This window comes from Methylorubrum rhodesianum, from assembly GCF_014199985.1.
GTDB lineage: Bacteria > Pseudomonadota > Alphaproteobacteria > Rhizobiales > Beijerinckiaceae > Methylobacterium > Methylobacterium rhodesianum.
Window position 1 is genome coordinate 80,898 of sequence record NZ_JACHOS010000017.1, and the last position, 20,063, is coordinate 100,960.

The 20,063-nt window shown below is 70.5% G+C and carries 20 protein-coding genes; 7 read left to right on the forward strand and 13 right to left on the reverse strand.

What is annotated here, in order from left to right:
* The first annotated feature begins 125 nt into the window (after window positions 1–125).
* Window positions 126–1,613: an AMP nucleosidase gene (locus HNR01_RS21730; protein WP_017487428.1), complete on the forward strand. Its 1,488-nt coding sequence runs from the start codon at window positions 126–128 to the stop codon at window positions 1,611–1,613.
* A 129-nt stretch (window positions 1,614–1,742) separates the two neighbouring features.
* Here the strand turns inward: HNR01_RS21730 and HNR01_RS21735 are convergent, their stop codons facing one another.
* Both HNR01_RS21735 and HNR01_RS21740 read right to left on the reverse strand, forming a co-directional pair.
* Window positions 1,743–2,447: a YoaK family protein gene (locus tag HNR01_RS21735; RefSeq protein WP_183669768.1), complete on the reverse strand. Its 705-nt coding sequence runs from the start codon at window positions 2,445–2,447 to the stop codon at window positions 1,743–1,745.
* A 43-nt stretch (window positions 2,448–2,490) separates the two neighbouring features.
* Window positions 2,491–2,685 (reverse strand): hypothetical protein, encoded by a 195-nt coding sequence (locus HNR01_RS21740; protein WP_017487426.1) that lies wholly within the window; start codon window positions 2,683–2,685, stop codon window positions 2,491–2,493.
* A gap of 116 nt (window positions 2,686–2,801) precedes the next feature.
* On the opposite strand from HNR01_RS21740, the gene HNR01_RS21745 reads away from it, so the two are divergent.
* On the forward strand, window positions 2,802–3,671 hold the full coding sequence (locus tag HNR01_RS21745) for a LysR family transcriptional regulator (protein ID WP_183669834.1): 870 nt from the start codon (window positions 2,802–2,804) through the stop codon (window positions 3,669–3,671).
* 46 nt (window positions 3,672–3,717) lie between these two features.
* On the opposite strand, the gene HNR01_RS21750 is transcribed toward HNR01_RS21745, so the two are convergent.
* Window positions 3,718–6,222 (reverse strand): PBP1A family penicillin-binding protein, encoded by a 2,505-nt coding sequence (locus HNR01_RS21750; RefSeq protein WP_183669770.1) that lies wholly within the window; start codon window positions 6,220–6,222, stop codon window positions 3,718–3,720.
* Window positions 6,223–6,466: 244 nt separating this feature from the next.
* Here HNR01_RS21750 and HNR01_RS21755 point away from each other — a divergent pair, with 244 nt between their 5' ends.
* Window positions 6,467–7,702 carry an MFS transporter gene (locus HNR01_RS21755; RefSeq protein WP_309236237.1) on the forward strand — a complete coding sequence of 412 codons (1,236 nt, stop codon included), beginning with the start codon at window positions 6,467–6,469 and terminating at the stop codon, window positions 7,700–7,702.
* Window positions 7,699–7,824: a hypothetical protein gene (locus HNR01_RS27950; RefSeq protein WP_017487422.1), complete on the forward strand. Its 126-nt coding sequence runs from the start codon at window positions 7,699–7,701 to the stop codon at window positions 7,822–7,824. The genes HNR01_RS21755 and HNR01_RS27950 overlap by 4 nt, the downstream gene beginning before the upstream one ends.
* 108 nt (window positions 7,825–7,932) lie before the next feature.
* Here HNR01_RS27950 and cydB read toward each other — a convergent pair whose 3' ends face one another.
* Both cydB and HNR01_RS21765 read right to left on the reverse strand, forming a co-directional pair.
* On the reverse strand, window positions 7,933–8,976 hold the full coding sequence (gene cydB, locus HNR01_RS21760) for a cytochrome d ubiquinol oxidase subunit II (RefSeq protein ID WP_017487420.1): 1,044 nt from the start codon (window positions 8,974–8,976) through the stop codon (window positions 7,933–7,935).
* Window positions 8,977–9,043: 67 nt separating this feature from the next.
* Window positions 9,044–9,412 carry a hypothetical protein gene (locus tag HNR01_RS21765; RefSeq protein ID WP_183669773.1) on the reverse strand — a complete coding sequence of 123 codons (369 nt, stop codon included), beginning with the start codon at window positions 9,410–9,412 and terminating at the stop codon, window positions 9,044–9,046.
* 389 nt (window positions 9,413–9,801) lie between these two features.
* On the opposite strand from HNR01_RS21765, the gene HNR01_RS21770 reads away from it, so the two are divergent.
* From HNR01_RS21770 to HNR01_RS21780, 3 genes are all read left to right on the forward strand, one after another.
* Complete coding sequence (locus HNR01_RS21770; protein ID WP_183669775.1) at window positions 9,802–11,742, forward strand: PAS domain-containing sensor histidine kinase; 1,941 nt, start codon at window positions 9,802–9,804, stop codon at window positions 11,740–11,742.
* A 145-nt stretch (window positions 11,743–11,887) separates the two neighbouring features.
* Window positions 11,888–12,637, forward strand: coding sequence for a peptidoglycan-binding domain-containing protein (locus tag HNR01_RS21775; protein WP_183669777.1), 750 nt, complete (start codon window positions 11,888–11,890; stop codon window positions 12,635–12,637).
* Between the two features lie 255 nt (window positions 12,638–12,892).
* Window positions 12,893–13,234 (forward strand): DUF1491 family protein, encoded by a 342-nt coding sequence (locus HNR01_RS21780; RefSeq protein ID WP_017487416.1) that lies wholly within the window; start codon window positions 12,893–12,895, stop codon window positions 13,232–13,234.
* Window positions 13,235–13,252: 18 nt separating this feature from the next.
* On the opposite strand, the gene HNR01_RS21785 is transcribed toward HNR01_RS21780, so the two are convergent.
* The 8 genes from HNR01_RS21785 to flhA form a co-directional block, all read right to left on the reverse strand.
* Complete coding sequence (locus HNR01_RS21785) at window positions 13,253–14,248, reverse strand: DUF2336 domain-containing protein (protein WP_153874722.1); 996 nt, start codon at window positions 14,246–14,248, stop codon at window positions 13,253–13,255.
* A gap of 101 nt (window positions 14,249–14,349) precedes the next feature.
* On the reverse strand, window positions 14,350–15,243 hold the full coding sequence (locus tag HNR01_RS21790; RefSeq protein WP_183669779.1) for a dihydrodipicolinate synthase family protein: 894 nt from the start codon (window positions 15,241–15,243) through the stop codon (window positions 14,350–14,352).
* Between the two features lie 174 nt (window positions 15,244–15,417).
* Complete coding sequence (locus HNR01_RS21795) at window positions 15,418–15,864, reverse strand: hypothetical protein (protein WP_017487413.1); 447 nt, start codon at window positions 15,862–15,864, stop codon at window positions 15,418–15,420.
* A 3-nt stretch (window positions 15,865–15,867) separates the two neighbouring features.
* The gene (locus HNR01_RS21800) at window positions 15,868–16,212 is read right to left on the reverse strand and encodes a flagellar protein FlgN (RefSeq protein ID WP_183669781.1); all 345 of its coding nucleotides are present in this window, start codon (window positions 16,210–16,212) and stop codon (window positions 15,868–15,870) included.
* Window positions 16,213–16,218: 6 nt separating this feature from the next.
* Window positions 16,219–16,689, reverse strand: coding sequence for a rod-binding protein (locus HNR01_RS21805; protein WP_017487411.1), 471 nt, complete (start codon window positions 16,687–16,689; stop codon window positions 16,219–16,221).
* Between the two features lie 71 nt (window positions 16,690–16,760).
* The gene (locus HNR01_RS21810; protein WP_183669783.1) at window positions 16,761–17,171 is read right to left on the reverse strand and encodes a hypothetical protein; all 411 of its coding nucleotides are present in this window, start codon (window positions 17,169–17,171) and stop codon (window positions 16,761–16,763) included.
* Between the two features lie 19 nt (window positions 17,172–17,190).
* Window positions 17,191–17,961 (reverse strand): flagellar biosynthesis protein FliR, encoded by a 771-nt coding sequence (gene fliR, locus HNR01_RS21815; RefSeq protein WP_017487409.1) that lies wholly within the window; start codon window positions 17,959–17,961, stop codon window positions 17,191–17,193.
* Window positions 17,958–20,039, reverse strand: a complete 2,082-nt coding sequence (gene flhA, locus HNR01_RS21820) for a flagellar biosynthesis protein FlhA (RefSeq protein ID WP_183669785.1) — start codon at window positions 20,037–20,039, stop codon at window positions 17,958–17,960. The genes fliR and flhA overlap by 4 nt, the downstream gene beginning before the upstream one ends.
* Window positions 20,040–20,063 lie beyond the last annotated feature (24 nt).

Sequence of the window (20,063 nt, forward strand, 5' to 3'; positions counted from 1 at the left end):
GCGCCGACGCCGCAAGGCAGGCGGAACGGCAGGAGAGAAGACAGGCAGGCCGATCCCTCGCATGGCGCTTGCTCGTCTCGCCGTCCGGGTCGGTGTAGACACCCTGGGGTGAACGGGGAGGGCAAATGGTCATCGACGAGTTGCGGCCGATGGAGGCGGTTCCCGACGCGGAGACGGCGGTCGATCGGCTGGAAGCGCTCCACGCCGGCGCGACCCAGGCTCTGCAGACGGCGCTGGCGCGCTATCTCGAACACCGGATCCCGCCGGATGCGACCGAGCGGCTCCAGTTCCGCTATCCCGAACTGCGCCTGACCTACCAGCCGACAGGGCCGCTGCCCCGGCTGAACCGCGCCACCGCCAAGTTCCAGGCGCCGGGGCTCTACGCCACCACTGTGACGCAGCCCGGCTACTTCCGCGCCTACCTCCTCGAGCAACTGCGCCCGCTGGTGCGCGACTACGGCGCCGGCATCGAGGTCGGTCTCTCGGGCCAGGAGATTCCCTACCCCTACATCGTCGAGCCCGGCACCGATCTCGGCGGCAGCGGCGTCAGCGCCAGCGACCTCGCTACTCTATTTCCGGTGCCGTTGCTCTCCGTCGTCGGCGACGAGGTGGCCGACGGGCTGTGGCTGGAGAACCCGGGCGATCCGCGCCCGCTCGCTCTGTTCGACGGGGTGCGCACCGACTACTCGCTGCGCCGGCTCGTCCACTACACCGGCTCGGACTGGCGCGAGATCCAGCCCTGGATCCTGCTCACCAACTATCACCGCTACGTCGACGGCTTCGTCCGCCACGGGCTGGAGCGTCTGGCGGCGGGGGAGGGGGAACGGCTGGTGCTGCCCGGCGGGATCGTGGTCAAGCAGGCCGAGGCGGTCTCGGCCGATCCGGCGGCGCTGATCGCCGCCTCACCCTGGCACAAGTACCAGATGCCGGCCTATCACCTCGTCGGGCGTGGGCCGGACGGAGCACCCCAGGGCACGACGCTCGTCAATATCGGCGTCGGCCCCTCCAACGCCAAGACCATCACCGACCATCTCGCCGTGCTGCGCCCGCATTGCTGGCTGATGGTCGGCCATTGCGGCGGCCTGCGCCAATCGCAGACCATCGGCGACTACGTGCTCGCCCACGGATACCTGCGCCGCGACCGCATCCTCGACGACCTCGTGCCGCCGGAAATCCCGGTTCCGGCGCTGGCCGAGGTGCAGATCGCCCTGCAATCGGCCGCCGCCGCCGTCACCGGCGAGCGGGCCGACGCCCTCAAGCGCCGTCTGCGCACCGGCACGGTCGTCACCTACGACGATCGCAACTGGGAACTCCGCTTCAGCCAGGAACGGCGGCGGATCAACCTGTCGCGGGCGATCGCGGTCGATATGGAGAGCGGCACCATCGCCGCGCAGGGGTTTCGCCTGCGGGTGCCGTACGGGACCTTGCTCTGCGTCTCCGACAAGCCGCTGCACGGCGAGATCAAGCTGCCGGGCGCGGCCAACGCCTTCTACGAGCGAGCGGTGGCCGAGCATCTCCAGATCGGCTTGGCGACCCTCGACGCCCTGCGCGCGGACCGGGCGGGCCTGCATTCGCGGAAGCTCCGGAGCTTCGACGAGCCGCCGTTCCGATAGGCGGGTCCGATCGGACCGGTCGCGGCGCGCCGCGACCGGCGGGTGGGCGAGGTCGCTATCGCTCAGGCGCGGAGGTCGCGCCCCGCGCCCTTCGCGGCAATCCTCGAAGCGGTTCGCCGTTGCCGCGGGTCATGTCGCCGCCTTCGCTCCGGCAGGCGCGGTCGCGAGGACGATCAGGCTGATCAAGATCGCGATCGGCAGTGCGATGCAGCCGAAGGCCAGGTAGGCGATGCCGAAGGCGCCGAACAGGGCACCCGCGGCGAAGGCCGCGATGGCCGGCAGGACGCGCAGCAGCCGCGCGCGGGTCTGAGCGGGATTCCCGGAGATTCTCAGGGCGAGATCCGTCGCGTCGATGACCGCTTGGCTCACGCTCACCGTCATCACCGTGGTCGGGGCAAGATGGCCGAGCGAGAGACGGCCGATCGCGTTCTGCACGCCCATGGCCGCGACGGCGAGCATGCCGACGATCAGGGCCGGGGCGCCGTCCGGCGCGGCCAGCGGCGACCATAGGGTTCCGCACAGGCCGAAGCCCGCGAGAAGACCCGCCTCGGCCGCGAGCAGCCAGGGCAGCGGATCGGCATCCCGTCGCTCCAGGAACAGCGCGAGGATGCGGGCGCCCGCCACCGCTCCCATGAAGACGGGCAGCGCCAGGAGCTTCGCCAGGACGCCGGTCGAACTCGCGACCAACTCGGCACCGATCAGGACGAAGTTTCCGGTGACATGCGCCGTGAACAGGCCGGTCAGCGCGATGAAGGCCGCGGCATCGACGAAGCCGGCGACGAAGGCGAGGCCGGTTCCGGCGGACGTGCCGCCACCCGTGATCTGCAGCTTCACGAAACTCTTCCTGATTGGCGAGCGACGAAGGCAGCGCGATGCATTACTCGTCGAACGGCGTCACAGTGACCGCTACCGGAGCCCGCGGGTTGGCGAAGTATTCCGGCCATCGATCGCAGAGGTACATGATCGCAAGCACCAGCAGGACGGTCGCCAGAAGGAAGGCAAGTCCTTCCGTGACCTGACTGGCCCATTTGCCGAAGGCCGGGATCGCGACGAAGCCGCTGATGAAGATCATGGTTATGGCAACCGGAGCGGTCATCGGCACAGGCTTGAGCTGGAGGGCGGGTTCGGCCGGGATTCTAAGCCCGTCGGACTCCGAGTCGGTAGGGATATCGGCTATCACGAATCATGATGAGCAACCTGAACGTCGATCAGATCCGCTCCTTCCTGGCCGTCCTTGAGAGCGGCAGCTTCACGGCCGCTGCGCAGGTGCTGGGCCTACGCCAATCCACGGTCAGCGGGCATATCGCGCGGCTCGAACGGACGCTGGAGCGCCCTCTCCTCATGCGGGACACGCACCGAGTCGCCCCGACGCCGGACGGCCAAGCCATGATCGGCTTCGCGCGCGACGTGCTGGAGGCGCACGACCGGCTTCGCGCCTTCTTCTCGCCCGGCGGCCTGCGCGGTCGCATCCGCCTCGGCGTCTCCGAGGACTACACCCTGTCGGCCCTGCCCCAGGTCCTGGCGCGCTTCGCGGAACGCCACCCTTCCGTGGATCTGCAGCTGACGGTCGGGCTCAGCCGGGTCCTCTACCAGGGCTACGATGCGGGCGAACTGGACGTGATCTTCTGCAAACGCCGCCGCGGCGATCCGCGCGGCGAGCTGGCCTGGGCGGAGGAGCTGATCTGGGCGGGCCGGCCCGGCTTCACGCCCGATCCGACGCTGCCGGTCCCTCTGATCCTCTATCCGCCGCCCTCGATGACGCGCGCTCTGGCGCTCGATGCGCTCGAAGCGGCAGGGCGGTCCTGGCGAATTGCGTGCACCAGCGGCAGCCTGATGGGGCTGCGCGCCGCCGTCGAAGCGGGTCTGGGCTTCGCGCCGCACTCGGCGAGGGTCATGCCGCCGGGACTGGCACCGATTCCGAAATCGGCGGGCTTGCCTCCGATCGGCGAGGTCGAGTTCGTGGTGCTCGGCTCTGGCCACCAGCATGCCGTCGCAACGGCGTTGAAGGAGACGATCCTGGCCAGCACGGCGGAGCTTCAGGCTGTTCCAGAGCCGTGAGCGGGTGGCTGCCTCACGCCGCGTCGCGCGTCCCTGGCACTCTGTCTCAACGCTCCCGCTGCCACAGGCCCGCGCGCTCGGCCCGGGCCTGATCCTCGGCCTCGATCAGATCGGACGGCGCATCCTCGCTCGCCCGCGCGCCGCCGGCGGTGACGATCAGGGCGGCGAGGTCGTCGCCGTCGAGGCGGCAGCGCGAGGAGGCCGGGTCGCCGGAGCAGACGACCTCGCGGCGGCGCAGGTAGCGGGCGAGCTGGCGCGCGAGCGCGCCGCCTTCGCCGACGACGCCGAGCAGGTGGATGGTGCGGCCGCGGATCGTCAGCGTGCCGGTATCGACCACCTCGGGCACGCCGCGCACCTCGCCCGTGGCGGGCGTGGAAGCGGGGGCCACGGCGGCGGCCGGGGTCGGCTCGGCCCGGGCGGCGGAGGGAGTGGGGCGCTTACGGCCCTTCAGGATCTTCTGCGCCCGCTCCACGAAATCGTGGAAGACGCGGGCCGGGATGTCGCCGCCGGTGACCCGGTTCATCGGCGCGTTGTCGTCGTTGCCGACCCAGACGCCGACGATCATGTCCGGTGTGAGCCCGACGAACCACGCGTCGCGGTAGTCCTGGCTGGTGCCGGTCTTGCCGCCGACGGCGAGGCCGTTGACCCGCGCCGCCTTGCCGGTGCCGGACTCCACCACCGCCTGCAGTGAGTCGAGCATCATCGACTGGACCTGTGCGTCCATCGTCGTGCCGGGCTTCGGGGCCGAGCGCTGGTAGAGCGGCTGCGGCGTGTTCCCCCGGACCGTTCGGACGAGGTAGGGCTCCACCGGCACGCCCGGGCCGAGCACCCCGGCATAGGCGCGGGTCATCTCGATGAGCGTCACGTCCGCCGTGCCGAGCGCGAGGCTCGGCACCTCCGGCAGGTCCGACTGCACGCCGAGGCGGCGCGCCTCGGCGATGATCGCGGCCAGGCCGACCTCCTCGCCGAGCTGCGCCGCGATGGTGTTGACGGACAATGCGAAGGCCGAGCGCAGCGGCAGCGCACCGCGAAAGCGGTTGTTGGAGTTCTGCGGTTCCCACTCGCCGATCTGGGTGGGTCGGTCGACGAGCACGCTGTCGGGGAAGTAGCCCTTTCCATAGGCGGCGAGGTAGACGAACAGCTTGAACAGAGAGCCGGCCTGCCGTTTGGCCTGGGTCGCCCGGTTGAATTGGCTGTCCTCGTAGTCGCGCCCGCCGACCATGGCGAGGATCGCCCCGTCCGGGGCCATCGCCACCAGCGCACCCTGGCCGACCTTCTTCTTGCTCCCCTCGGCGTCGAGGCGGCGGGCGAGCACGCCCTCGGCGAGGCTCTGGAGATCGAGGTTGAGCGTCGAACGCACCGTGACGTCACCGGCGGCCTCGGTCAGCCGCTTCACCTCGCCCTGGACCACGTCGAGGAAATAGTTGGTGCCCGGCGGCGTCTCGGGCGGGGTGTGCAGGGTCAGCTTCTCGGCCCGCGCCTTGTCGGCCTCGGCCTGGCTGATCGCGCCGGTCTCGACCATCGCCTGGAGCACGAGGTCGGCCCGCTCCTTGGCGCCGCCGAAATTGCGCGTCGGGGCGAGCTGAGAGGGGGCGCGCACGAGGCCTGCCAGCATCGCCGCCTCCGGCAGGGTCAGCTTCGCGGCCCCGTGCCCGAAATAGCGCCGCGACGCCGCATCGGCTCCGTAGGCGCCGGCGCCGAAATAGGCGGTGTTGAGATAGCCGACGAGGATCTCGGGCTTTGTCAGCGTGCTCTCCAGACGAAGCGCCAGGAAGGCTTCCTGGATCTTGCGCCGAAGCGTCTTCTCTTGGTTGAGCGAGGTCAGCCGGGCATATTGCTGGGTGAGGGTCGAGCCGCCCTCGCGCACGCCGCCGCCGGTCGCGTTGCGCCACGCGGCGCGGGCCATGCCGCGCAGGTCGATGCCCCAGTGGCTGTAGAAGCGCCGGTCCTCGATCGCGACGATGGCCTGGGCGAGCCGGGGCGGCAGCGTCTTCTCAGTCAGCTTCTCGCCCTGGAACGCGCCGCGGGTGGCGAACGAGCGGCCGTCCTCGGCCTCGACCACGAGGGCGCGCTGGGCGGCCTCCGGTGCCACGCCGCCGAGCGGAGGCAGCGTCGCGAAGGCGGCGAGGACGTATCCGGCCAGGATCACCAGCGGCAGGGCGACGAGAACGGCCCCTGCGATGAGCCAGGGGCGACGGGGGCGGGAAGCGCGACCGGAGAGAGGGCCGAGGCGCCGGCCTCGCCCGCCCGATCCGACGATCGGCGCCGGATCCGCAGCCGGAATCGTCGGCGCGGTGCGATGCCCGGTCGGGCGGGGGCGGTCCGCGGTCCGGGCTACGACCGGCGCGGAGCCCTTGCCTGCACCCTTGGGCGCACTTTTGGCCAATCCCTTGGCCGCGGCCGCACCGCTGCGCCAGGCGCTGCGTCCCGCGCTGCCGGCGAGGCGGCCGAGCTGGCGGGCGAGCAGGGCGGCTGCCCGCGCCGCCTCGCGCGCCGCGGCCCTCGTCTCGGCCCCTTCCTCGCTCGGCCTGTCCGGTCCCTGCGCCGTCATCGCGAACCGTTCGCCGCCCGCCGGAAATCACGCGTCATGGGCCGGACCTTAGCGGAGCGGGGGGCCGCAAGGCTACGCGCGCGCCGGAGGCAGCGAAGAAGGAAGCCGAGGGGTGGCCTCCGCGACACGCTCCCGCTGCTGCGGGCCGGATACGCGACGGGCGTTCCCTGCGCCGGTCTGGTTCGGCGCCTCGAAGCGTGGCAAGCCCGAGGATCAACCGGCTAAGACCGCTGGATACGCGACCGTGATCCCTTCTCCGTTTCGCCACCCCCCTGCCTGGATCGCGCTCGCCTGCGGCGCTGTGATCGTGACGATCGCCATGGGCATCCGGCAGGGCTTCGGCCTGTTCATGCGACCGGTCGAGCTGGATCTCGGCGTTGGGCGCGAGAGCTTCGGCCTCGCCATGGCCGTGCAGAACCTGATCTTCGGCCTCGCTCAGCCCTTCATCGGCGCGCTGGCGGACCGGTACGGCCCCGGCCGCGTCGCCGCCGGCGGAGGCCTCCTCTACGCCGTCGGCCTCGCGCTGGCGGCGTCCGTGTCCTCGGCGCTCGGCCTCACCGTCACGCTGGGCTTCCTGGTTGGATTCGCCATGACCGGCGTCACCTTCGTCGTCGTGCTCGGGGCGGTCGTGCCGCTGATGCCGCCTGGCCGCCGGGGGGCTGCCGCGGGCATCGTCACGGCCGGCGGATCGGTCGGGCAGTTCCTGCTGGTTCCGGCCACGCAGATCGCGGTGGACGAGCTCGGATGGCGCGGGGCGCTCCTCGCTGCGGCCGGCCTCGCCGTCCTGATGGTGCCGCTCGCCCTCGGCATCGCTCGCCGAGCCGCCTCCGGCGCGGTGCGGACGACCGCGACGCCCGAGGAGATCCCGCTCAGTATCGCCCTGCGGCAGGCGGCGGCCCATCGCGGCTACTGGCTGCTCAATGCCGGCTTCTTCGTCTGCGGCTTCCACATCGCCTTCGTCTCGACACACCTGCCGGCCGTCCTGACCGATGCCGGCCTCGACGCAGGCATCGGCGCCCGCGCGCTGGCCTTGATCGGCCTGTTCAACATTCTCGGCTCCTACGCCTTCGGCGTCGCCGCGGACCGGTTGCGCAAGAAATACGTGCTGTCCTGGATCTACTTCGCCCGCGCCGCCGTAATGGGGCTGTTTCTCGTGAGCCCCTTTACCCCGCTCACCGCGACGCTGTTTGCCTGTGCCATCGGCTTTCTCTGGCTCGGCACCGTCCCGTTGACGAGCGGTCTCGTCGGGCAGATCTTCGGCGTGCGCTATCTCTCGACGCTGTTCGGCGTCGTCTTCATGAGCCATCAGGTCGGCGCTTTCTTCGGCGCCTGGGGCGCGGGCTTCATCTTCGCCCATACCGGGTCCTACGACGTGGCTTGGAGCCTCTCGATCGGCCTCGCGCTCCTCGCCGGCCTCCTCAACCTGCCGATCCGCGACGTCTCGCTGGCGCCCCGGAACGCGCAGGCGAGTCCGGCATGAGCGGACGGGACGAACTCGTCGTCCTCGCCCTTCTCGGCGCGCTGACGCTGGTCGGCGCGCTGCTCTGGGCCCGGGAGGGGGTGACGCTCTGGCTTCACGCCGCCCTGACGCTCTGCCTCTGAGCCGGCGCCCATCTCACCGCGCGATGGCGCGGATGAAGTAGACGAGCGCCGTGAAGGCGATGAGGCTCAGGCCGTAGAGGACGACGAACCAGAGGATGCGCCGGGCGCTCAATGATAGCTCGCCGCGTTCGGGTTCTCCTCGATCTTCCCCCGGAAGACCCAGTAGGCATAGGCCGTGTAGGCCAGCGTCAGCGGCATCACCACGGCGTAGCCGACGAGGGCGAATTGCAGGGCCGAGGTCGCGTTGGCCGCCTGCCAGATCGTGAGCTTCGGCGGCACGATGTAGGGGAACAGGCTGATGGCGAGCCCGAGGAAGCCGAGCAGGAACAGGGCGATCGAGAGGAGGAACGGCGCCACCTCGCGCCCGTCCTCGATCGCCTTCCAGATCCGCCAGCAGACGAAGGCCGTCAGCAGCGGCACGGGCGCGACGAACAGCAGGTTCGGCCAGGAGAACCAGCGCCACTGGATGTGGAGCCCCAGGAACGGCACCCAGGCGCTGACGATCGCCATCGAGACGACGGTGCCGATCAGGAATTGCTTGGCCTTGATCCGCGACCAGATCTCCAACTCGCCGGAAGTCTTCATCACGCACCATGTCGCGCCGAGCAGCCCGTAGCCGCAGACGAGGCCGATGCCGGTCATGATGCTGAAGGGGGTCAGCCAGTCGAAGGTGCCGCCGGCAAATTCGCGTCCCTGGGTCTGGAAGCCCTGGACGAAGGCGCCGAGCACCATGCCCTGTGCGAAGGTCGCGATCAGCGAGCCGTAGTGGAACGCGTTGTCCCAGACCACCTGCGAGCGCTCGGCCTTGAAGCGGAACTCGAAGGCGACCCCACGGAAGATCAGCGCGATCAGCATCAGGATGATCGGCAGATAGAGCGCCGGCAGCAGGATCGCGTAGGCGACCGAGAACACCGCGAACAGCCCGCCGCCGCCGAGCACGAGCCAGGTCTCGTTGCCGTCCCAGATCGGCGCCACCGAAAGCATCATGCGGTCGCGCCAGTTGCCGGGCCGCGCGGCGGTGAAGAGGATGCCGACCCCGAGGTCGAACCCGTCGATGACGACGTACATCGCCACCGCGAGCGCCAGCAGGCCGGCCCAGACGAGCGGCAGCCAAAAGGCCAGCCCCTCGTACTCGTTCCCGAAGCCGAACATCGTCGCTCCTTCCTCGTGAGTCGCGTCCGTCTTACAGGAGCACCGCCTCAACAGGCCAGAACCACACTCAATGCGATGTGGGTCCGCCCCATGACGGCTGACGGTCGCTGACCGAGAGGGTGTCGGCGGAGGGACGTGGCGGCGTGGCCGCTCCGATGGCGTTTCCGGTGACGCGCCGGACGACGGCGTCCGCCCCGGCCCGCACCATCTCCTCCCGGGTCTCGGGCGGCAGCGCGTTCAGGGCGTTCACCAGCGCACCGATGCCGCCGGTGGTCAGGCGGTCCAACGCGTCGCCCTCCGCGATCCCGACCGTGCTCCCCTTTGAGACCGCTGCCGCAACGGTCCGGGGCGGGGCGGTCGATGACCCGTCCTGGCGCTGGAGCGCGAGGTAGGAGAGAGCGCCGATCACGAGGGCGGCGCGCAGGAGAAACGACATCGATCCGGTTCCGAGGACGCTGCTTCGCCGGCGCGGCCGGCGGGGAACGGTGGCTCGATCCTGCCACCGTCGCGGCACCGCCGGATGAAGCGCAAGGCCGCAAAACGCCGACGTGGTGAACGAAGCCTTTTCCCGGAGTGCCTCCCCTTCTCGGCGGCCGATTTACCCTGTGCGGAGCGTCGGTCCCGCCGTTTCCGGTGGCTGTGAAGAGCGGGGATCCGCACCCCGGTCGGCCCCGGAGAAGCGACGCTCACCGCCGTGGTCGGCGGCAAGTGAGCGACCCTTTTCATCCTCGCTTAAACCGCCTCTGCGACGGTTTGCCTGAAGATCGTAACGAGTAGTCGAGGGGCGCGGGACACCCGGTTTTCGGGTCGAGTTTCGCGCTGTGCGTGGTGGTGTTGCGTAAAGACGGTGCCCTTGCCTCCCTCTTCGATGCCCGCCTCGCCGGGCTGGTCCACGCCTCCGTCGTGGCCGAGCCGGGCGTGCGTTTCCGCCACGAGCGTTTCCTGATCTCGCGGCTGGCGACTGGCGTCGTGATGATGGCGGGTCTCCCGCCCTACCTCGTCTGGCGCGGGGTCCCGAGCGGCATCGAGGCGATCGCCATCGCGAGCCTGTTCCTGCCGCTGTTTGCCGCCGTCGTCCTGTCGCGCACCGGCTCGCTGTGGGTTGCCCATGCCCTGTCCTCGCTCGGCCTGACCGGCATCGTCGTCTGCCTCGCCGCGCTGACCGGCGGTGCGAGCTCGGCCGCCGCGATCTGGCTCGTGGCGGTGCCGCTGGAGGCGATGATCTCCGGCTCGCGCCGGGCGACGATCGCGGCTTCCGTGATCGCCGTCGCCGGCGCCTTCGCGATCGCGCTGAGCGGCTACCTGCCCGTCGGCAGCCTCGCCCTCGATTGGCCCAATGCCGTCGCCATGCCGGTCTTCGCCGTGACCGCCATCGGCCACATCGCGGCTCAGGCCATGGAGCACATGCGCCGGGAGGGCGAGTGGCGCGCGCGCATGCAGGACAACGAGGCCCGCGACCGCCTGCTGCTCTCGGCCATCGACGACCTCGTGACGTGGCACGACGCCAACGGCCGGGTGCTGGAGGCGAGCGGCTCGGCCGCCCGCTTCATCGGCGCCGAGGCGAGCCGGCTGCGCGGCCACGGCCTGCTCGACCGGGTGCATATCGGCGACCGGCCGGCCCTGCTTCAGGCGATCAGCGACGTCGCCGCTCACGGTGCGCCCGCGATCGTCCCCTTCCGCCTGCATCTCGACGCGCCCCGCGCCGACGGCAGCCGCACCATCTTCGCCGAGATGCGCGCCCACCGGATCGAGGCGGGGCTGGCCGGCGCCAACGGTTCGACCGTCGTCGCCGTCACCCGCGACGTGTCCGAGCATCGTCGCCACGCGCTGGAACTCGACCGCGCCCGCGCCGAGGCCGAGCGCGCCGACGAGGTGAAGACCCACCTCCTCGCCACCGTCAGCCACGAGTTGCGCACGCCCCTCAACGCCATCATCGGCTTCTCGGACGTGCTGGGCGGGGAGGGCGCGGTGAGCCTCTCGCCGGAGCGCTCGCGCGAATATGCCGGGATCATCGCCCAGTCCGGGCGTCACCTGCTCGACGTGGTCAACACCCTGCTCGACATCTCACGCATCCGCGGCGGGCATTTCGACTTCCAGCCCGAGCCGGTCGATGTCGAAGCGCTGCTTCGCGGCTGCTGCGACCTGATGCGGCTCAAGGCCGATGCCTCGGGCGTCACCCTGGTGATCGCTCCCGTGCCCGCCGGCTGCGCCCTCGTGGCCGATGCCCGCGCCTGCCGCCAGATGCTGATCAACCTGATCTCCAACGCGGTGAAGTTCACGCCGCGCGGCGGTCGGGTCGAGGTGATGGTGCGCCGGGGCGGAGCCTATCTCGACCTCGTGGTGAGCGACAACGGCATCGGCATCACCGAGGCCGACCTGCCGCGGCTCGGCGACCCCTTCTTCCAGGTCGGCGGCGGCTACGGTCGAAACCACGAGGGCACCGGGCTCGGCCTCTCCGTGGTGCGCGGCCTGGCCGGGCTGCACGGCGGTGCCGTCTCCGTCGAGAGCGCCCCGGGCAAGGGCACCGCCGTCACCGTGACGCTGCCGCTCGATTGCAGCCGCGCCAAGGCCGCCGCCGCGACCGCCGGCAAGGCGGGTTCCGGCGGCGTGAAGGTCGCCCCCGCGCAGCACCAGCCGGCGCCGATCCGGACATCGGTGCGGGGCGCGGCGATGCCGGAGCCGGCTCCCGAGCCGATCCGCCTGCCGGTCGGCCTGTTCGATCCCACGCCGCCTTCGGCGGACACCCCGATGCGCCGCGCCGGATGAGTCGTTCGCGAGGAGCCCCGAACATTCCGGAGCCCGGCTCCGGAGGTCCGATCCGGGGCCATGCCCAGGAATCCTGTTTTCGCATCGTCTTTTCCCCGAAAGCCGGACGCCCGCTTTCGGGACGATGTTCTGAAGGAGCGAAATGATGCGCGAGCCGCCCGCCCGCCGGGATCAGCGCGAGATCGTCGTCCCCGGTGACATGCGCGTCGGCCGGAGCCCGGCCAAGTCCCCGCGCCGCAAGTCGGCTCCGCGCGGGCCCGCCGCGGCCGGCTGGCAGGCCGCCGTCCTCTCCGCGGCGACGGGGGCCGGTCGGTTCTGCCTGCGCTATCCGGGCGGCGTCTTCGGCACCGTGCTCGGCGCTGGGGCGGCGATTTATGTCTGCGTCAACGCCATGGGCCTTCAGGCCGGGCCGCATCCGGCGCCGATCCTGCCGACCGTCGAGCCGAAGCCGGTGGCGGCGAAGCCCGCGCCGCAGCCGGTGCGGGAGGTCCGCGCGGTGGAGCCGCCGAAGCCCGCGCCCGCGCGGGAGGTGGCGGCTGCGCCCCGCGACGCGATCGCCGACATGATCCGTTCCGGTGAGACGACCGCCTCGGTCACCCCGAGGGCCGAGCGCAGGCCCGAGCCGAAGCCGGCCGCGAAGGAGAAGACCGAGGTTGCGAAGACGGAGGCCGGCAAGCCCGAGGCCGCGAAGCCGGATCCGTCCGTGATCCGTGTTCAGCGCGCATTGACCAAGCTCGGCTACGGTCCGCTCAAGGATGACGGCCTGATGGGACCCGGCACCAAGGCGGCGATCGAGCGGTTCGAACGCGATCGCAAGCTGCCGGTGAAGGGTGAGGCCGCCGGACCGACCCTGCGCGCCCTGACCCGCGAGATGACCGCCAAGGCGAACGGGTGATACAGGGTCCGGCCGAAATCGTTCGGTTCGGCGCCATAACCGTCATCCCTGGGTGCCGAAGGCGAACCCGGAATCCACGCTGGGTTTCGATATGGCCGCGTTTCTAGCGCCACCGGTGGATCCCGGGTTCCGCTAGGCGGCCCCGGGATGACGGGGGCCGAAAAGTACACCCGGAACCCGGATGACATCCTGCGCCCGCATTGAGGATGGTCCGCCACCCTCGCCATCGACACGGCGGGCGCCTATGAACCGGGCATGCCACGCCTTCGCTCGGATTTCTGGGTTTCCGCGCAGCTGCGCCGTCTCAACGGCGAGGGCATCCCCGCGGTGCAGCGCCGCCGCGGTTCGGCGGAGGCGGGAGCGATCTTCGTCAAGATCGACCGGCTCGACGGCACCGCCGACCTCTACGGCCCGGCGCCCCAGGCGCTGATCGAGGCGGAGGATTCGGGCGAGCGCCTGTTCGCGGCGATCCTCACCGCCGCTCCGTCGCCGGATGTGGAGGAGCGGCTTGCCCGCGAGATCCGCTTCGATTCCGATCTCTGGATCGTCGAGATCGACGACCGCGAGGGCCGGCACGGCCTGCCGCTCGCGGAGTAGCGTCTCGCCCGAAGCGCGTCAGCTCGTGCGGCGCAGGCGTGTCGGAAGGATGGTGCGCAAGCCGCCCCGCTCGGCCGCGGCCGGGGTGGGGCGCCGGGCTTCGGGACCGTGCAGCGGCTGGTGCTCACCGCCCGCGCGCTCCATCACCGGCACGCCGAGGATCGCGCAGAGCAGGTCGCGGGCGGTGGCCCGGCTGGTTTCGCGAAACAGCGTGACGAGGGAGAACACCCGATCGACCGAGCGCGCCACGCTGTCGTTGAGCGTGAGGAAGACGAAGACGGCCTCGCCCTCGCGCAGGTCAGCAGCCCGCAGGGCGAGCGTCAGCAGATCGTAGCGGGCCGCCGGATCGACGGCGGCGCTGAGGTAGTTCGGGGGAAGGCCGAGCCCGTTTCCGAGCGCGGTGACGAAGGCCTGCACGTCGCGGGCATGGGAATGCTCGACGAGGCTCGTCGCCAATCTGCGCGGCGCGGGCGGGCAGGGGCGCAGGGCCGCGGTGGCCTCGACGGCCTCGGTGATCGCGCGGCGCTGCTCCGGCTCGGCATAGAGCCAGAGCGGTGCGAGATCGGCGGGCGGAATGTCGGGCCGGCCGAGCAGGGTGCGGGCGAGATCCGCGTCGGTGCGGCCGCGGGCCAGGAGGCGCTCCAGCGCGCGGGTGCCGATCAGCGCGCCGGGATTCTCCGCGATCCCCCGGTCGGCTTCCGCCTCCGTTTCCGGCTCGCTCGGCGGCGCGAGGGGAAAGCCGCGCGCGTCCAGCGCGGCGCGGACGCCGGCCGGGACGTCGGGACAGCCGTCGAGCTTCTCGGCGACGATGCGCAGAGTGTCCTCGTCCACCGTCGGGATCAGACCGGTCGCCAGGGATTCGAAGGCCTGAAGGATCGCCCGGTCATGGACCGGGGCCGTGAGGAACAGGTCGGTCTGCACCCGCAGGATCACAGGCTTGAGGTCCAGCGCGGGATCGCGCGAGAGCTCGATGAGGCCGGACAGGTCCGGCGCGCCGGCGACCGATGAGGACATGGCACTCGATTACGCAGAACTTACTCTGCGGGAGAGTCAAACAGTTCTGCGTGAATCGACCTTTAAGACCGTCGGGCGGCGACTGTCCCGCAGCGGCCGGATCAGGCCAACCCGAGACGGTCCACGACCTCCGCCACGCGGTGCCGGACCGGTTCCGGAAGCGGCAGGATCGGCCGGGGCGGATCGGTCCGGCACAGGCCGAGATGCTCGGCCGCCGCGTAGATCACCCGCAGGCTGGTGAATTCCCTGAAAAGGTCCCAGAGCGGCTGCACCCGCGCGTCGAGCGCCCGCATCCGAGCCGCATCCCCGGCCTGCGCGGCCCGCAGAATCGCGAGGCAGGGTTTCGGGAACAGTCCGGCCGCGACGCTGTACCAAGCCTCGCCGCCGGCGAGCAGCGCCTCCGCCGCGTTCCAGTCGCCGCTGAAGCCCAGCCGGAAATCGGCGGGCACCGCCCGACGCAAGGCATCGAGATGGCCGGCCACTGAAATCGGATCCGGCGCAGGGCTCTTGAGCGCATGGATGCCGGGCACCTGCGCCAACCGACCGACCAGCGAGGGCGTGAACCGGAAATGCGTGGTGCCGGGATTGTCGTAGATGCAGATCGGCAACCCGCTGCCCGTCGCGACGGCGAGGAAATGCTCGAACACCTCCTCGTCGGTCAACGGCGTGTAGGACATCGCGGCCAGCAGCCCCGCCGCAGCGCCCGCCGCCCGCGCATCCTGCGCCAGGGCGACCGCCTCGTCCGTGCGCAGCGCGCCAATTCCGACGATGATCGGCACCCGGCCGCCGGCCTCGTCGAGGGCGGCGTCGAGGGCACGGCGGCGCTCCTCGCGGGACAGGTAAGCGTAGGTTCCGGTGCTGCCGAGAAGCCCGATCGAATCCACCCCTGCGGTCACGAGCGGGGCGATCAGGGCGCGCAGGGCCGCCGGATCGACCCGGCCGTCGGGCGAGGCGGGGGTGATGGGAAAGGCGGACAGGCCCGTGAAGGAGATCATGGCCGCGGCAGAGTGCGCGGGCGGTTGATCGCGGTCAACGCGGAGCGGATGCGGGCCGAGGCATTCGGGCCGACCCATCACTGGGAGCAGAACGAGACAGCCCGGAGCGCGATCGTTCCGGCGAGGTCTCCCCCTTCGTTCGCTTCGGCTCCGCCTCGCGACGACCGGACTTCGCTACGAGCGCACCTCGCGCTTGGCCACGAAGTTCAACTCGTCCACCAGCACGTCCTTGACCACGTCGGATCCGAGGCGCTCGTTCACCTTGGCACGGATCTGGGCGAGGCGGCCATTGATGTCGTAGCGGGCAAGCTTGCGGAAATCGATCGTCGTGTCGCCGTAGATCTGGCGGAATGCCTCGTCGACGACGAAGGCATTGGGGGCGACGGGCAGCGTGTGCATCAGCTTGGCGTCCGCCGTGAAGACCAGCACGGCAATGACGTAGCCCTGTACCTTGCCCTCGGCGACCATCGGAATGTTGATGGGCGCGAGCTTCTGGTACTGCAGCCCTTCGAGATAGGGCTCGGTCGACTTCGAGAAGAACCCGCCGCCGAAGGTCACTGCCGCGTAGCAGGAGGCGATGGTGACGGCGCAGATCCACAGGCCTGAGAACAGGACGCGCATCGCTCAGTCGCGCCCCGACGGCGCGGACAGGCGTGCGGAATAGGTGCCGTCGGACTCGGCGGCCTGGAGGCTGGCCTCGAGCGTCGCGCCGACCTCCTCCACCGCGCGCAGGTGCAGGGCGACCGCCTCCTGGTTGAGGATCAGCTTGTCGCGCAGGCGCGCCAGCACGATGCCGGTCTCGGCGTCGAGGGCCGTGACATCGACGGCGCGGGCGAGGCGAGTGAGTTCGAGAAGGCTCCGGCTCTTGGCGCGGTTGACGGCTTCCAGATCGAAGGGCGCGTTGGCGGCGAGCGCCTCGGTCTCGGCCTCGACGGTGGCTTCGAGGCGCTTGAGGGATTCGAGCAGCATCGGCGGTCAGACCTTGCCCGCGACGCCGGTGGCCGTCGGGGCCGCGGTCGTGCCGGTCGGGTGAGAGGCGTTCAGCATCCGGGCGATGCCGATCCCGCCGGTCTTGGCGATCTGCTGGCCGATCTGCTCGGAGAGCATCGACTTCCAGATACCGCCGGCATTGCCCTTGCCGAACACGGTCTCGGCCTTCGGCAGCATCGCCTCGACGAATTGCTGGATCACCTGCCCCTCGAACTTCCGGTAGGGGTCGGCGGCGCCGCTCCGGGCGGTGTCGTTCTTCATGCTGGTGAGCGTCCCGTGGACGTCGAGCGGCATGTGGGTGCTGAGGCCCACCTCGCGCGCCGCCTCGTCGGCGGCGCTGGCGAAGGCGGCCGGGTCACCGGGCTGCGACAGCTTGGCCGCCGCTTCCTGATAGCGGGCCGGATCGGCGGCGCGGGCCACGTCCATGACGATGTCGGAAGGGGGGGAGATGCTCATCGCGCCATCGAACCTGACGCGGCGCGAACCGGGGCGCCGCTGACAATCGGGAGAACCCTAGCTCCGCTGGCTTACGGGAGGCTTGCGTCGCGGGCTCGCGCGAGGCCGTCGAGCCGCTCCATCGCCTCGACCCGCTCGCGCTCGCGGCCGAGCAGCGTCTCGATCCGCTCGGCATTCAGTTCGGCGCGCTTGAGGGCGAGGCCCTGCTCGCGCACCGCGTCGTTCTGGGCCGCTGCGATCCGTTCGAGTTCGGTCGCCCGCACGGCCAGCCCGCGCAGGCGACGGGTGGCCGCTTCGAGAAACAGGTGCCCGTGGGCTGACGCACCGACCGCCGCCAGAAGCGCCGCCCGGTCCGCCTCGACGGCCTCGGCGTCGCGCCGGGTCTGGGCGAGCTGCCACTCGGCGGCGCGGCGCATCTGCTCCTGCACGGCAGTGAGCCGTTCGGCCCGCTTCAGACGTTTGGCGATGTCGGCGGCGGACACGGCGTTCAGCCCCTTCCACTCAGCCCTTGCGCAGCCAGGCGAGATAGCCGGCGAGGAACTGCGTCATGAACTCGCTGGAGAGGTAGTAGAGCAGGATCAGCGCGCCGAACATCACGAACGGCGTGGCGATGAAGTAGACGGGGATCGTCGGCGTTAGCTTGTTGATGAAACCGGCGGCGAGGTTCACCGCCACCGCGTAGATGATGAAGGGCCCGGCGATGCGCAGGGCCAGGCTGAAGGCCTCGCCGATCTGATCGGCGATCCGCACCAGCGCGGTTTGCGTGCCGAAGCCCTCGCCCGGCGGGATGCGGGCATAGGAATCGACCAGCCCGCGGAACAGCTCCCAGTGCAGGTCGGCGGCGAACATCAGTGCGATCGCGGACAGGACGATCAGCGACTCGACCGCGGGGATCGCGTCGGTGCCCTCGACCGGGGTCCCCGGCATCGAGCCGAAGCCGACCATGGTCGAGACCGCGTTCATCACCGTCTCCAGGACAAAGACGAAGATGCGCCCGAGCAGGCCGATGAGGAGCCCGGTGACCGTCTCGCTGGCGATCCAGACGAGCGACTCCGTCGGTGCCTGTCCCGGAAGCCGGCCCTGGAACAGGGGCAGCAAGAGCGGCGTGACGGCGAGCGAGATGCCGCCGGCGATGAGGAGCCGCACCTGCGCCGGGACGCGCGGACTGGAGAAGCCGGGCACGATCAGCAGGCAGCCGCCGATGCGGCAGAAGATCAGGAAGGTGGCAAGGAAGGCGTCGCCGCCGAACAGGCTGCCGAAGCCCGGAATCACGAGATGGTGCCCAGCGACTTGATCTCGACGCCCCGCGCGATCTCCAGGTGCGACAGGACCGGCAGCGTCGGGAAGATGCGCTCGATGATCATCCGCACGTAGGGCCGGGCGTCGGGGGCGGTGACGAGGGCGAAGCCGTGAACCTGCCGCATCCGCTCGCGGATCGCCTCCCCGGCCTCCGTGCCGAACTGCTCGACGAGGCGCGGGTCGATGTCGAACTCGATGACCTCGCCCTTGGCGTCGCGCTTGAGGCTCTGGTGGAAGGTGAGGTCCCAGTTGGCGCCGAGTCTGAGCACGTGCAGAACCCCGTCCTCGGCAAGATCGCCGCAGATCTGCTGGGCGACGCGCATGCGCACGTGCTCGGCGATTTGCTCGGCCCGGCGGGCATGCGGGGTGATCTCGGCCACCGCCTCCAGGATCAGGTGCAGGTTACGGATCGAGACCCGCTCCGAGAGCAGGAGCTTCAGCACCGCCTGCAGGCCGGAATACGAGATCTGCGACGGGCAGATCTCGTCGATGAGCCGCTTGTACTCAGGATCGAGCCGGTCGAGCAGCGCCCGCATGTCCTTGTAGGACAGAAACTGGGGCAGGTTGTTGCGGATCACTTCGGAGAGATGGGTGAGCAGCACCGAGGCGCCGTCGATCGCCTCGAAGCCGGAGCGGCGGATCTCGCCGGCATAGGCGTCGACCACCCACAGCGCCTTCATGCCGAAGGCGGGCTCGCGCACCTCCTCGGCCGGCACGTCGGGGCGCGGCCCGTCGCCGACCACGACCAAGAGTTCGCCCGGCCGCATCTCCTGGGTCGCGGCGACCGTGCCGTGAATGCGGATCTGGTAGGTCTTGGGCGGCAGGTTGAGGCTGTCGGTGAGCTTGATGTCGGGCACCACGAAGCCGTACTGGCGCGCGAACTTCCGGCGCATCTTGGCGACACGATGGTGCAGTTCGGCGTGGCTGCCCTGGATCTGCGCGGCGACCTGACGGCCGAGGCACAGCTCGATCTCCGGCGTCCGCAGCTGTTCCTTGACCGATTCCTTGACCTCGGCCTGCTTGACCTCCTCCTCGCGCTTGACCTTCGCCGCGGCGAGGGCGGCCTGGGCGGCGCGGCGCTTCGGGATGGTGATGGCGACGAAGCCCATCAGGCCCGAGAGCGCGACGAAGGGCAGAAACGGCAGGCCCGGGACGACCGCGAACATCAGCATCAGGGCCGCGGCGACGAGGAGCGCACGGGGATAGGCGCTGAGCTGGCCGAGCACCGCCTCTTCCGCCGCGCCGCGGGTGCCGCCCTTGGACACGAGGAGGCCGGCGGCGAGCGAGACGATCAGCGCCGGGATCTGCGAGACAAGGCCGTCGCCCACCGACAGCTTGACGAAGACGTCCGCCGCCTGGCCGAGCGGCATGCCGTGGCGGGTGGTGCCGATGATGACGCCGCCGAACACGTTGACGGCGATGACGATGAGCGAGGCCACCGCCTCGCCGCGCACGAATTTCGAGGCGCCGTCCATCGAACCGAAGAACGCGCTCTCCTCCTCCAGCTCCCGGCGGCGGCGCTGCGCCTCCTTGTCGTCGATCAGCCCGGCATTGAGATCGGCGTCGATCGCCATCTGCTTGCCGGGGATGGCGTCGAGGGTGAAGCGGGCGCCGACCTCGGCGATGCGGGTCGCACCCTTGGTGATGACGAGGAAGTTGACCGTGATCAGGATCACGAACACGACGATTCCGATCACGAAATCGCCGCTCATCACGAATTGCGAGAAGCCCTGGATGACGTGGCCGGCGGCGTCCACGCCCTTCTGACCGTTGGCCAGGATCAGCCGCGTCGTGGCGATGCCGAGGGCGAGCCGCAGCAGCGTGGCGATCAGGAGCACCGTGGGGAAGGCGGAGAATTCGAGCGGCTTCTGGATCCAGAGCGCCACCATCAGGATCAGCACCGACAGCGCGATCGAGAAGGCGAGCCCGACATCGATCAGCACCGCCGGGACCGGCAGGAACAGCACCGCCAGGATCGCGACGATGCCGGCGGCGAAGCCGAAGTCGCGCCGCGACCGCTTTTCCAGGACGAGCGCTTCGCTCACCGCCATGACGTGGACCATTCCCCTCAGGTG

Bases quoted from the DNA above. Each gene is read 5' to 3' on its own strand.
- HNR01_RS21795 (WP_017487413.1), bottom strand. From the start codon at position 15,864: ATGCGCGTCCTGTTCTCAGGCCTGTGGATCTGCGCCGTCACCATCGCC.
- HNR01_RS21805 (WP_017487411.1), bottom strand. From the start codon at position 16,689: ATGAGCATCTCCCCCCCTTCCGACATCGTCATGGACGTGGCCCGCGCC.
- HNR01_RS21765 (WP_183669773.1), bottom strand. From the start codon at position 9,412: ATGTCGTTTCTCCTGCGCGCCGCCCTCGTGATCGGCGCTCTCTCCTAC.
- HNR01_RS21750 (WP_183669770.1), bottom strand. From the start codon at position 6,222: ATGACGGCGCAGGGACCGGACAGGCCGAGCGAGGAAGGGGCCGAGACG.
- HNR01_RS21785 (WP_153874722.1), bottom strand. From the start codon at position 14,248: ATGTCCTCATCGGTCGCCGGCGCGCCGGACCTGTCCGGCCTCATCGAG.
- HNR01_RS27950 (WP_017487422.1), top strand. From the start codon at position 7,699: ATGAGCGGACGGGACGAACTCGTCGTCCTCGCCCTTCTCGGCGCGCTG.
- HNR01_RS21775 (WP_183669777.1), top strand. From the start codon at position 11,888: ATGCGCGAGCCGCCCGCCCGCCGGGATCAGCGCGAGATCGTCGTCCCC.
- HNR01_RS21730 (WP_017487428.1), top strand. From the start codon at position 126: ATGGTCATCGACGAGTTGCGGCCGATGGAGGCGGTTCCCGACGCGGAG.
- cydB (WP_017487420.1), bottom strand. From the start codon at position 8,976: ATGTTCGGCTTCGGGAACGAGTACGAGGGGCTGGCCTTTTGGCTGCCG.
- HNR01_RS21790 (WP_183669779.1), bottom strand. From the start codon at position 15,243: ATGATCTCCTTCACGGGCCTGTCCGCCTTTCCCATCACCCCCGCCTCG.
- HNR01_RS21780 (WP_017487416.1), top strand. From the start codon at position 12,893: ATGCCACGCCTTCGCTCGGATTTCTGGGTTTCCGCGCAGCTGCGCCGT.
- HNR01_RS21800 (WP_183669781.1), bottom strand. From the start codon at position 16,212: ATGCTGCTCGAATCCCTCAAGCGCCTCGAAGCCACCGTCGAGGCCGAG.
- HNR01_RS21740 (WP_017487426.1), bottom strand. From the start codon at position 2,685: ATGATCTTCATCAGCGGCTTCGTCGCGATCCCGGCCTTCGGCAAATGG.
- HNR01_RS21745 (WP_183669834.1), top strand. From the start codon at position 2,802: ATGAGCAACCTGAACGTCGATCAGATCCGCTCCTTCCTGGCCGTCCTT.
- flhA (WP_183669785.1), bottom strand. From the start codon at position 20,039: ATGGCGGTGAGCGAAGCGCTCGTCCTGGAAAAGCGGTCGCGGCGCGAC.